Source organism: Methanoregula formicica SMSP (genome assembly GCF_000327485.1).
Lineage (GTDB): Archaea > Halobacteriota > Methanomicrobia > Methanomicrobiales > Methanospirillaceae > Methanoregula > Methanoregula formicica.
The window spans coordinates 1600420-1614274 of record NC_019943.1 but is presented as its reverse complement, the minus strand read 5'-3'; the positions used below and the strand labels follow the sequence as shown (position 1 = coordinate 1614274).

Here is a 13855-nt window from a genome sequence, read left to right as displayed (position 1 = left end):
TTTCGGACTGGATTTTTTGTGAAATGATCGGGGTTACCGTCCCTTCTCATAACAGATCCGGGCTTCTTCGTGCTTCCCGATCCTGTCCAGGATGTCCCCGATATCGTTCCAGCATTCTTTGCGGGTCGGATCAATCTCGAGCGCACGCTTGAAGACTGCAAGAGCGTCCTGGTACAGCTCCAGCTCCTGGAGCGCCCGGCCCTTGTGGATATACGCATCCACAAAGTCCGGCTGGATATGGAGCATGGCATCGAATGCCTCGACTGCTTCCTGGTACCGCTTCATCGCAATGAGGGCGCTTCCCCGGGTGAAGTAAGCAATGGAAAACGTCGGATCAATCATAAGGGCGCGGTCGTAGTGCTCCAGCGCCTCCTCAAACTTCTGCTGGGCTGAGAGAACCATACCCTGTCGTGTCCAGGCCTCGGCATTCTCCGGGTCGAGCGCAAGCCCGCGCTCATAGGCCTTTTCGGCATCAGCATACTTGCCGAGGTCGTACTGGACATTCCCCTTGCCCATCCATGCCTCGGCAAGATTCCCGTCATGCTCGATCGCCTTGTCGAATGCCTCGATGGCATCGCGGTACATCCCCAGCTCGGCAAGGGCGATACCCTTGTGGGCAAAGACCCGCGGAAGGGGCTCGATCTCCAGGGCCCGGTCATAGGACTGCACCGCGTCGCGGTATTGTTCAAGGGCCGCATAGGCAAGTCCTTTCTGGTCATGGAGGATTGCCTTCTTTGGCATGATCTCGAGGGCACGGTCGAGCGCCGTGATCGCGCCATCGTAGTTGCCCTGGTACGTCTCGGCCCTTCCCTTGCCGGCTAATGCCTGCCAGCAGGAGGGGTTGATATCGATGGCCCTGTCGAAGGCAGCCGTTGCTCCGGCATGGTTGCCAAGGGCAATCAGGGCCCGGCCCTTCTCGAAATGTGCGTTGGCATTACCGGGAGCAAGGATCAGGACCTGGTCAAAGGAGGCAATGGCTTCCCGGAACATGCCGGTGTGCACGAGCGATCTCCCGCGTTCGAACAGCGCTTCGGCATAGTCGGACCGGATCCCGAGAGCGGCATTGAACGCAGCGATTGCCTCTTCATGCTGCCCGGTGCGGGCAAGGGCAACACCTTTGTTGTGCCATGCCTCGGCATACCGGTTGTTGGCGGCAAGCGCCTGATCGAAGACCGGGATTGCCTCGGTATACAGCTCCTGTTCCAGGAGTGCAAGCCCCTTGTAGAACAGGGCCTCGGGGTACTCCGGCTCCACAGTCAGCGCATGGTTGAACGCTTCCACGGCCTGATCATGACGAGAGAGATGGATGAGAGCGATCCCCCGGAAGAGATGCGCCGGTGCATAATCCGGCCTGAGGCCCAGCGCATGGTCATAGTCCAGGATCGCCCGGTCGTACTGGTCGAGGCTGGCCTGCGAGATCCCGCGGTACAACCAGGCCTCGGCAAAGTTCTCTTTTCCGGCAATCGCCTTGTCATAAGCCGTGATGGCATCGTTATGCATCCCGAGCATCGCAAGCGCACGCCCTTTCTGGTAATTCGCTTCAACGCAGGCTGGCTGCTGTGCCAGGGCGCCCTCAAGATACCGGATTGCCTCATGGTATTTACTGAGCTTTAAGTAGGAAACCCCGAGCTGGTATGCGGCCCGGGCATCCCGGCTGTCGATACCCAGTGCCTTTGTGAAGAAGCTGACCGCATCCTGGTCCCGCCCCAGTGCAGACAGGGCAATGCCTTTTCCGGTCCAGAGGTGTGCATGGTTGGGCCGTATCTTCAGGGCAAGGTCGAATGCCTGGATGGCCTCGTCGTATTGTTCCAGCCGCAGGAGGGAAGTACCCTTGTGGTACAGGGCATCCACGTTCTTCTGCTGGAGGGCCAGCGCATTGTCGAATGCAATGACCGCCTCGCGGAACATGCCCATGTGGAAGAGCGACCGGCCCTTGTCGTTGTATGCAGATACGTAGTCCGGCCGGAACTCCAGTGCCTTGTTGAAGGCCTCGATGGCATCCTCATACCCTCCTGACGCGAAGATGGCGCTTCCCTTGAAATACCATGCCTCGGCATTCGACGGGTCGATGGCAATGGCACGTACATAGGATTCTACCGCATCGTTGTATTTCCCGAGGGCAAAGAGGGACAATCCCCGGTGGACCCACCCCTCGACAGAACCCGGTTCCCGTTCGATCACGCGGTCAAAAGCTTCGATCGCATCCGGGTGCCGGCCGGTCGTGGCAAGCGAGAGCCCCTTGTGATAGGCAGCCTGCGCATTGCCCGGGTCGAGGTCGAGCGCCTTGTTGAATGCAACAATGGCATCATCATGCCGCCCCAGGTGCGCGAGCGCTATCCCTTTATCATAGGACACTTCCGCATTGCCTGCATCAATTCCGAGCAGCTTGTCATAGGTCTTGACCGCCTCGCGGTACATCCCGAGAGCCGAGAGTGCCCTGCCTTTGTCGTAAATCGCATCGGCACAGGCAGGATCGATCTCAAGTGCGCGGTCAAAGACCTTGATGGCTTCCTCGTATCGTTCCAGGCGGATGAGTGCAACTCCCTTGCGGTGCAGCGAGGGTACGTGCATCGGCTGGAGGGCCAGCGCCCGGTTGTACGCATCGATTGTCTCCTTTGGATCGCCAAGGCTGTCAAACGACCGGGCCCGCACCTCGTGGGCATCGAAGTAATCCGGCCGGACCCGGATCGCCTGGTCGAACGCATGGATGGCATCCTTATGGCGCTTCAGGCGCGAAAGGGCGAGACCGTTCTCGTACCACGCGGTTGCGTTGTCGGGCGCCCGGGTGAGAAGAAGCTCAAACGACTCCACTGCTTCGGCATCTTTCCCGATGGCAGCATATGCCAGAGCGCAGTAGTACAGCGCGTCATGGTTTCCTCCGTCTTCCTCCAGCGTCTTATCAAATGCCGCGATTGCCTCTTCGTACCTGCCAAGATCATAGAGCGCCATCCCTTTCTCGTGCCAGGCCGCGGCGTGCTGCGGGAGATAGCCGATGACCCGGTCAAAGGACTCGATGGCCCGGTCAAAGGATTTCAGGGTGTAATATGCCCGGCCCCTGCCGAGGAACGCCTCGGCATCGTCCGGGCGCAGTCCGAGCACTTTGTCAAACGCCGGGACTGCCTCTTCTGCCCTGCCGAGATGGGCCAGGGAGATGGCCTTGTGGTACCAGATGTCCGGGTCCGTTTCATTCAGGGCAAGAGCTTTGTCAAAGGAACGGACAGCATCGTCATACCGCCCGGTCAGCATGAGCGAGAGGCCCCGGAGGAACGGGGGTTCGAACCGGTCCGGCAGCCGCTCTGTGGACTGGCCGAGCACAACCTCCGCTTCCTCATGGCGTTCGAGATGGGCAAGGGCAATACCCTTCTCCAGCAGGAACTCGCCATCGGAAGGCAGCAGGGTGAGGGCGTGATCGTAGATCCGGATCGCCATTTCGAACTGCCCGAGGCGCGACCGGGCCTTCCCCAGCGAAAGGAGAATGGCCGGGTTGTCCGGTTCGGTCCTGCGGGCATGCTCGAAAGCATCTGCAGCATCCTCATCGTTCCCGATGTGCTCCAGGGAAAGGCCCTTGTGGTACCATGCCATCGCATGGTCGGCGATGACGGCGATCGTACGGTCGAACGAAGAGACTGCTTCACGGTACTGTTCAAGATGCTCGGAGGAGAGCCCTTCGTAATAGTGGGCATCGGCATACCCGGGATCGAGGGCGGCTGTTTTTGTGAACGCGTCCCGTGCCTCCCCGAACTGCTCAAGCGCGTGCAGGGCAAGACCGAGAGCATAGTATGCCTCCTTCTTCCCGCCATCGCATTCAATCGCTATGCGGAATTCGGCAACCGCGGCGTCCCACTGCTCCTGCCCGGAAAGGACAAGACCTTTCTCATAGTGTACGGCAAACGAACGGGGGTCGAGGCTGATGGCCTGGTCGAACGATGCAATGGCTTCCGAAACATTCCCGAGATGCCGGTAGGCAAGGCCCTGGTGGTACCATGCTTCGAATATTCCTGAGTTAAGGTCAAGCGCTGCGCCCAGCGATGATGCAGCCTCCTCGTACCGCTGGAGCTGGAAGAGCGAGAGCCCTTTCTGTGTAAGGGCAGGGACAAACGATGCACTGATAGCAAGCACCCCGTCGAATGCCGTTACCGCGTCCTGATGCTCACCGAGCCTTGCAAGGGCAAGCCCCTTGTCGTAAAACGCGTTCATGAACCGGGGGTCGATTGCAGTCGTGTTTTCGAATGCCTGGATGGCGTCGGTATCCCTCCCGAGATGTACGAGGGCAACCCCCTTGTCGTACCATGCATTGGCATACTTCCGGTTGATCGCGATGGCCCGGTCGTACGATGCAACAGCATCTTCGTACTGCTTCAGCTCGGCAAGGGCAATGCCCCGGTCGTACCACCCGTTGGCATTGTCAGGCTGGAGGTCGAGCGACCGGGTAAGGGCCTCGATTGCCGGAGCAAACTTTCCCAGCGAAAGCAGGGAACTTCCTTTCCGCAGCCATGCACCTGCACAGGTTTCGTCAGTCTCAATAACCCGGTCAAAACAGGGGATTGCTTCCTCGTACCGGGCCAGATCGGAAAGCGAACGGCCTTTCAGGTACCAGCAGGTGATACTGTCAGGATTGAGAGCCAGGGACCGGTCATAGGCCTCAAGCGACTCCTCAAACCGTCCCAGCTCATAGAGCGTGCTGCCTTTTTGTTCCCAGACTGCAACGTCATTGTTCTCGATGGCAAGCGAGGCGTCGATGGCCGTGAGCGCCTCCTCGTACCGCATGAGACGGAAGAGCGCCCGGCTTTTATGGAACAGGATATCGGCCCGTTCCGGTAAGGTTTCCAGGACCCGGTCAAACGTCTTTAACGCCTGATCGTTTTTATTGAGGGCTGCATAGCAGAGCCCGGTCTGGTACACGGCATCGGTGATGCTGCCATCGTGCGTGAGCGCCTGCTTGTAGGACCGGATCGCCTTCTCGTATTTCCCCTGCGCCTGCAGGGCAAGACCCCTTCGGTAATGCGACTGGGCGTGATCGGGAGCGTACTGGATGGTGTAATCGAACGACGAGATGGCCTCTGTATACAGTGCAAGCCGGAGATATGCACAACCCCGGAGGTATGCGGCCTCGGCCTGGGTGGAGTCGAGCTCGAGCGTGCGGGTGAACGCGGCAATTGCTTCCTCGTCCCTGTCCAGTTCTGCAAGCGACTGGCCCCGGCCGAACGCTGCAGGAACGGAGGTTGCGTCAAGTGCCGATGTCTTTTCAAATGCCTCGGTTGCAGCTGCGTGGTAGTTCAGTTTCTGGAGGCAAAGCCCCTTGTTGAGCCAGGCCGGGGCATTATCCGGAACAAGCGCGATGGTCTTGTTGAATGATTCGAGTGCCTCCTGCCACCGTGCCAGCTGCATAAGGGAGGTTCCGCGGCAGTACCAGAGTTCACCCTGGTCGAGGCCAAGAGACGCGGCACTGTCGAACGCGGCAACTGCGTCACTGTGCAGGTACTGGGCTGCCAGGGCGAGCCCCTTGCGGTATGCAGCATCCCGCATGTCTGGCTGCAGTTCCAGTGCCCGGTTGAATGCCGCCACTGCTTCCGCATGCCGTGCAAGGGAGCCGAGCGCCCGGCCCTTGTTGTACCAGGCACCGGCGCAGGTCTCCTCAAGCGAGATTGCCGTCTCAAACGCCAAAAGGGCATCCTCGTACAGGTCCTTTGCAAGAAGGGCCTGTCCCTTGTAATACCAGCCCTTTACGTACTTCGGATCGATGGCAGTCAGCTTGTCGAACATCCCGTAAGCATTTTCCCACCGGCCCAGCCGGAGGAATGCCTTCCCGCGGAAGAGCAGGACAGTGCGGTCCTTTGGCCGCCGTTTTACGGCCTTGCCCAGGTACTCCACGGTCTCCTTGTAGCGCGCAAGACGGTAGAGCGAATATCCTTTGCAGGTGAGGAGATCGGCGTTCGTGGCATCGTTCTCGAGCGCATGGTCAAGCTCGATGACTGCATCCTCGTACCGCCCGAGCTGCACAAGGGAGACACCCCGGCCACGGCGGGCCCGGTCGTTCTCCGCGTCCCGTGCGATAACGCCGTCGAATGCTGCGACTGCCTCTTCGTGACGGCCGAGCCGGGCAAGCGACTCGCCCTTTGCGAGAAGCGCCCGGGTCTCGCTGGAATCGAGCGCAAGGGCACGGTCCGCAGACCGGATGACCTCCTCGTCCCGCCCGAGTTTTAAGAAACAGAGCGCCTGTTCCGTGTGGACACCCGGCGTGTTCATACCCTTGTCGATGGCGCTGGTGAACGCAGCCAGCGCGTCTTCGAACCGGTCGAGTTTTACAAGGGACAGGCCTTTCTGGCAGAGGATCACCGGATCGTCCGGCTTCTGCCCGAGATACCCATCAAAAGCCTCCAGCGCCTTTGCATACTTTTCCAGGACAACGAGCGCTTTTCCCTTCTCGTGCCAGGCGTCAGTATTCGCGGGATTGATCTCGACGACCCGGGTAAACGCTGCAACGGCGTCCTCGTATTCGCGGACCTGCAGGTGGGCAAATCCCCTGTACAGGAATGCCCGCTCGCAGTCCGGTGCGATCCGGTTGACTTTTGCATAGGCCGGGATCGCCTCTTTGGCAGACCCGAGCCGGTCCAGGGAACGGGCAAGACCATAGGTTGCGTTCAGGTCGCGTGGCTGCATTGCAAGAACCTGTTCGAACGCTGCTGCGGCTTCCCGGTACCTGCCGAGTGCAAAAAAGGTACGTCCCTTCTCCTGGAACGCTTCGGTGAAGTCCGGCATCAGCCGGTTCGCTTCTTCGAAGGCAACGGCAGCCTCGGCCAGTTTCTTCTGCCGGAAGAGAGCCTGGCCCATGTAATAGAACGCCTCGCCGAAATCGGGGACGATCTTGATGGCCTGCTCGAATGCCAGAACGGCATCGCTGTCGTTCCCGAGGTTCAGGCAGGTCCGGCCCTTGTAGAACCACGTGTGGGGGTTCTGCGTCTCCAGCTCAAGGGCCTTGTCGTACGAGGCGAGCGCATCGGAGTACCGCTCGACAGCAAAGAGGCAGAACCCCTGGATCAGCCAGGCATTGGCAATCTTCGGGTTCCTCTCCACCGTCTTTGCCAGGTCTTCGATTGCCTCGCTGAACCTGCCCAGCTCGGCAAGCGACAGGCCTTTATGGTACAGCGCATCCTGGTTGTCCGGATCCCGTGCGAGTGCTGCAGAGAATGCAGCCTCTGCCTCGTCATGCCTTCCCAGTGCCGCAAGGGCAAGGCCTTTCTGGTAGGGGTACTCGGTCTTCTGCGCATCGATCGCAAGGGCAGCGTCGAATGCGCCGATCGCATCCTCGAAACTCTCCAGCCGCATCAGGGCAAGGCCTTTCTGGTACAGGACGGCAGGATCGTCCGGCAGGATCTCGAGTGCGATGTTGAAGGATAATACCGCCTCTTCATGCATCCCGACTGCCATGAGGGCCAGCCCCTTGTTGTAGAAGGCCGGCACATAGTTCGGGATCAGGGAGAGCGACTGGTCGAAGGCCTGGATGGCTTCGATATGCCGGCCAAGCCTTGCCAGCACGAGCCCGCGCTCGAAATGCGACCGGGCATTGGCAGGATCGATCTCGATGGCACGGTCGAAGGCTGCCAGTGCTTCGGGAACCCGGTCGAGTTCCGCAAGTGCAGTCCCCTTCCGGTGCCAGGCCTGGGCCAGCTCCGGCCGGATAGCAATGGCAACATCTGCCGCCCCGAGAGCGTCGGCATGCCTTCCGAGACTGGCAAGCGCGATCGCTTTCTGGAGGGCTGCATCCGCCAGCTGCGGGTCGGCTGAAAGCGCCCCGTCGAACGATTCCAGCGATTCCCGGTACCGCCCGAGCGAGTTTAAGGCAAGGCCCCGCTGGTACTGGGCCGGCGCGTACCGGGGCGAGAGGGCGATGCTCTGGTCCAGCACCTGGATCGCATCGTTCTCCCGTTCCAGCCGTACCAGTGCAAGGCCGTGCTGGTAGAATGCCATGGCATTTGCGGGCGTGAGTACCTCGGTGCGCTCGAACTCCGGGATGGCTTTCTCAAACTGCGCCAGTTCCATGAGCGAGAATCCCTTGTAGTAATGGATATCCGCGGTGTCGGGATCGAGCCGGAGGGCGAGGTCATACGCACCGACGGCTTCCTCATGCCGCTTCAGGTCAGCGAGGGCCCGGGCCTTATAGTAATGGGCCTGCGAACTGTTCGCGTTCTCGGCAATGGTCTTGTCGAAATCATGGATGGATTCGATGAATTTCCCGAGGTTGTACTCGGCAATCCCCATCCGGAGGCGGGCATCGGTGTACCGCGGCTTCAGCTGCAGGGTCTTGTCGAACGCAAAGGCCGCGTCGGCATGCCGTCCCAGATCCGCGTAGACCTTCCCCTTGTGATAGAATGCGAGGGCATTGCCGGGATCGTAGATGAGGGATTTGTCAAACGATTCGAGTGCCTCTTCGAACCGGCGGCTCTTTTCGAGTGCGATCCCCCGGTTGAAATGTCCCGGGGCATTGCTCCCGTCCCGTGTAAGGTTGCGGTCGAACGCTTCGATGGCACCGGTGTAATCACCGGTTTTTAAGAGCGCATACCCGAGGTAATAGAACGCTTCCGTGTAGGATGTCTCGATCTCGATAGCACGCTTCAGTGCCACGATTGCGTCCGGGTATCTCCCGATCTCGATGAGCGATTTGCCCTTGTTGTACCAGGCCGGGGCGGAGTCCGGGAGGATCTGGAGGGTCTTGTCGAAACTTCCGATGGCATCGCGGTGGTCGCCTAGCACAGCAAGTGCGAGCCCCTTGTGGAACTGCGCATCGCCGTTCTTCGGATCGATCTCCAGCAGGATCTCAAAGACATGGATAGCACCCTCGTGGCGATTGACCTTTTCGAGAGCGAGACCCTTGTACCAGAATGCCTCGATGCTCCGCTGGTTCAACGAGATGGCATTGTCGAAGGCATCGATGGCGTCCTGGTACCGGGTGAGGTCAAAGAATGCTTTGCCCTGCCGGATCCATCCGGGTTCGTTGTCCGGATCGATCTTCAGGGACTTGCCATAGGCAAGGATTGCATCCTCGGTCTTCCCCAGCTGCTGCAGGGCATCGCCTTTCCTCATCCAGATGTCGCAGAGCGCCGGGTTGATCTCAAGCGCCCGCGAGTATGCTCCGACCGCGTCCTGGACCTTGTTAAGGTCCATGAGGGCGTTCCCTTTCCGGATCCACGCCTCGGCAAAACCGGAATTGATCTCAAGCGCCTTGCTGTAGGCCCCGATCGCTTCCTGTTTCAGCAACTGGCTTGCAAGGGCATCGCCTTTCTGCATCCAGGTATCGATGAGCGTCGGGTTGAGGGAGAGGATCCGGTCATCCGTCTCGACAACCTCAGAAAATCGTTCGAGGACCATGAGCGACCGGGCCCGGGCTGTCATCGCATCGATATGTGTCGGGTTTCCGGCAAGACTCTTGTCGAAGAGCGGGACTGCCTCATCGTGCCGGCCAATGGCTGCAAGGGCAATGCCGTGATACAGGTATGCGTCAAGAAGCGATGGATCGAGCTCCGTTGCGCGGGAGAACTCTGGGATCGCGTTTTTAAACTGCTTGTCCTGCAGGTATGCAAGCCCCAGGTAATAGTGGGTAACAGGGTTGTCGGGATCGCGTTTCAGGGCGCTTAAAAACGCCGTGATTGCTTCCGTGTAGCGTTCGCGCTGGACAAGGGCTATCCCCTTGAAGTGGAATGCCTGACCCTGCGTGGGGTCAAGCGCAATTGCATTGTCGAACGCCCGGATCGCGTCATCGTACCGCTCGCGCCCGGCATAGGCCACGCCCAGGTAATAAGCGCCGGAAGCATTCTCCGGTTCAAGGGCCAGGGCGCTCTCGAAGGCCCTGATGGCCTCGTCGAAACGCTCCCGCTGGGTTAAGGCCATGCCTTTCTGGTACAGGATCTTCGGGTCGTCGGGCGAAAGCTCCAGCGCCTGGTCGTACGAGACTACCGCCTCAAGGGGCTTGCCCAGCTTCAGGAGCGCGTTGCCCCGTTCGAAGAATGCCCGGGCGCACCGCCGGTTGATCTCCAGTGCCTTGTCAAAGGAACGGACAGCCTCGTCGAACCTGCCGAGTGCAGAGAGGGCAAGGCCCTTGTAGCACCAGCCGTACACGTCCTTTGCATTCTCGTCCAGCGCACGGTTGAGGGTACTGACAGCCTCTTCGTGCCGCTCAAGGGTGAAGAGGACGATTCCTTTCCGCACGTAAGCCTCGGCAAGTTTCGGGTTCAGCGCGATGGCCTTGTTAAACGCGGGGAGCGCTTCTTCAAGATGGCCGATGTGCGCAAGGGAAATACCCATATACAGCCAGCCGTTGACAAGCGCCGGGTTCTGTTCGAGGGCCTCGTGGAATTCCTGCACGGCCTCCGCGTAGCGCAGGAGGTGGAAGAGGGCAATGCCTTTCTCGTACCGTGCATTGGTGTTCTCGGGCGAGATGGCGAGCACCGCGTCAAACGCAACAACCGCTTCCATGAACCGTTTGAGCTTGCCAAGCGTCAGCCCGCGGTGATAGAGCGAGAGCGTATGCGTCGGGTCGATAACTGCCGCCTGTTCGAATGCCGTGATCGCGTCGGAAAAGCGTTCCAGCTGGACAAGGGTCAGGCCCTTCTGGTAATAGGCATTGACGTATTTCGAATTGGTCACAATTGCCTGGTCGAATGCCTGGAGCGCATCCTCAAATTTCCCGAGACGGATAAGGGCTGCGCCCTTGTCAAACGCTGCCTGGGCAAACCCGGGCTTCAGTGCAAGGCTCTCGTCAAACGCCTCGATTGCTTCGTCGAACCTGCCGATCTTCACCAGCTGCAGGCCTTTCTGGTGGAATGCCTTTGCATTCTTCGGGTCGAACGCAACGGTCCGCTCGAACTCCTGCACGGCATCCTCGGTCCTGCCGAGTTTCGAGAGAGCAAACCCCTTGTGATAGATGGCGTCGGAAAGGCCCGGGTTGATCCGAAGGGCACGGTCGTAAGACGCGACCGCCTCGGAAAACCGGCCCAGGCTCGCGTACGCAACGCCCTGCTGGAACGCGGCAGAAGCGCACGAGGGATCCACCTGCAACGCGGCATCGAAAGACTCGATCGCTTCCTTGTTGCGGCCGAGGCGCGCCTGTGCAATGCCACGGAAATACAGGGACCCGGCATGGTTCTGCCCGAGGCCGAGGCGGCGGTTGAAGGACTCGAGCGCCTCCTCGTACCGGCTCAGGTTGACGCAGGCGATCCCGCGACGGTACCACGCCTCCTTGTTCCCGGGCTCCGGTTCAAGCGTCGAATCAAAGTCCTGCACCGCCTCCCGGTACTGCTTCAGCCGGTAGTGCGCGAGACCGCGGTGGAAGAGAGCACCGGCATTGCCGGGGTGGATCTCAAGGTTACGGGTGAACGCCTCGACTGCATCGTCAAACTGCCGGGTCTCGACACCGGCAAGGCCGAGATAATACCATGCATCGGAAAGATCGGGATTGATCGCGGTGGCCTGCCGGAGGGCATCGAGCGCCTCGTCGTACCTGCCCAGCTTGAAGAGGGACATGCCCCGTATAGCCCAGATATCCGCGTGATCGGGCTCCTGAGCCAGGAACTTCTCCGCGGACTGTGCCGCAAATTCATTCTGGTCCTGCTTGGAGAGGATGAAACTCCGGTAATACCAGACCCAGATGTCGTCAGGATCGAGCTCCGCGGCCCGGTTGAACGCCGACAGCGCATCGTCCAGGTTGCCGAGCTCGTAGAGCGAGATGCCCTTGTTGTAATATGCCCGTGCATATCCCGGCACGATCTCGATGGCCTTGTTGTAGGAGTAGATCGCCTCCTGGTGCCGGCCAAGGTCAGCAAGGGCGATGCCCTTGTTGTAGTAGACCTTTGCATGGCGCGGGTCGATCATCAGGGCGTGATCGTACGCGGAGATGGCGTCCGTAAACCGTCCCAGTTCGTACAGGGCAATGCCTTTTAAGATCCAGGCCTCGGCATTGTCGTACCGGATCGCAAGGAGGCGGTCGCAGGCTTCAAGGGCTTCCTCGTTCTTTCCGACCTGCGCAAGCGTGGCAGCCTTGTTGTACCAGGCGTTGGGATCGGACGGCTCAATGGAGACTGCCATGTCGTAGGCGGCAATTGCGTCCTCGAACTTCCCGAGATCGTATAAAGCGATGCCCTTGAAATAGTGGGCCTTTGCAAGCCGGGGGTAAAGGGCAAGCCCCCGGTCGAACATGACAATGGCCTCCTGGAACCGGCCAAGGTCATAGAGTTCAATGCCCTGCCGCAACAATGCTTCTGCATCACTCTTGTTCATGTACTATTTGCCCCGGATGAAATCTGGCGATCGGTTTTCCGTTATTGTGCGTCTTCTCTGCTGACGCAGATCCTGTTAAAGGTTTTATAAATACCACATATACCCTTTCCGGTATTTACTATGGTACAATACTGTTGGTTTGCCAGAGTTTTTATACTCAATCCGTAATAAAGGGCGGCGGGAACGATCGGGTATGTTCCCCGGCATAGTGTTATGGTATGGACGTGCGACGTGAGGGAAAAAAGGATCAGGGGCGGTCCATGTCCCGGATCACCCGGGCGAGCCGCCCGATGCCGGCCCGGATCTTTTCGGGCGATGAGTTGGAGAAGTTGAGCCGCAGCGTGTCCTTTCCGCCGCCATCCGTGTAGAACGGCGTGCCGGGCAGGACCGCTACATCTTCCTTGAGCACCCGCTCGAAGACCTCCATCGACGAGATCCCCTCCGGCAGCGTAACCCAGACAAACATGCCGCCCTGCGGGGTTGTGAACCGGACTGATGCCGGCATCAGTTCCTTCATGAGGCTGACCATCAGTTCTGCCTGGGCCTTGTACCGCGCCTGGATGACGCGGATCTTTGTATCGATGTCCTCATGCGTGAGGTACTCGTACGCGATCCGCTGCGAGAGGTAATTGGAGTGGAGGTCCGACGCCTGCTTTGCAATGACGAGCTGCTCCATGATGGCCGGCGGTGCGACAACCCATCCCATCCGGATGCCCGGGGCAAGGATCTTGGAGAACGATCCGGTGATGATAGTCTGTTCCGGGAGGTACTGCCGGAATGACGGGAGCGATTTCCCGGCAAAATTGAGTTCGCCATATGCATCGTCCTCGACCAGCAGCGTGTTCTTTCCACGGAGGAGTTCTGCGATATCCTTTCTCCGCTGCTCCGAGTACGTGACACCTGAGGGATTCTGCGAGTTCGGGACGCCATAGAAGAACCGGATCGGGTTTGCTTTCAGTTCATGGGCAAACTGCGCCGGATCGAGGCCGTCCTCATGGAGCAGGACCGGGTGGAAGACCGGTTCATACAGCGAAAATGCCTGGATCGCGCCCAGGTAGCCGGGCCGCTCGATAGCAACATGGTCGCCGGCACTGATGAGGACTTTTCCGATCAGGTCGAGGCACTGCTGCGACCCGTTCGTGATCAGGATCTCGTCCGGAGAGATGTCGAGGCCAAGGCGTTTTTTGTACCGGTCCGCGATGAACTGCCGGAGGGGCCGGTAGCCTTCGGTCGTGGAGTATTGCAATGCCACCCTCCCGTCCTCCGCGAGCACGGCAGCCGTTGCCCGGGCTACGCCATCGACATCGATAAGCTCCGGGTTCGGAAGGCCGCCGGCAAACGAGATGATGCGGGGGTCTTCGGTCACCTTGAGGATCTCACGGATGAAGGACTTGGGCGTCTTTGCCATCCGCGCTGCAAACGTGTACTTATAGCCTGAGGAAGCTTTGGTCCCGGCCTTTGACAGTGTCTGCTGACTCATGGTTCACCTGATTTGTGCGGATAAACTTGGAGAGGATGAAGGATAAAGGGATCCGTAGCGGAGGGCGCTGGAGAAATAGTTCTGAACGTTTTTTTGGGAAAATTT

At 59.6% G+C, this 13855-nt stretch carries 2 protein-coding genes; both read right to left on the bottom strand.

Going from position 1 to position 13855, the window contains the following annotated elements; all coding sequences use genetic code 11:
- Positions 1-33: 33 nt before the first annotated feature.
- Complete coding sequence (locus METFOR_RS15135) at positions 34-12270, bottom strand: tetratricopeptide repeat protein (protein ID WP_015285641.1); 12237 nt, start codon at positions 12268-12270, stop codon at positions 34-36.
- A 247-nt stretch (positions 12271-12517) separates the two neighbouring features.
- Positions 12518-13750 (bottom strand): aminotransferase-like domain-containing protein, encoded by a 1233-nt coding sequence (locus METFOR_RS08110; protein WP_015285640.1) that lies wholly within the window; start codon positions 13748-13750, stop codon positions 12518-12520.
- Positions 13751-13855: the final 105 nt, after the last annotated feature.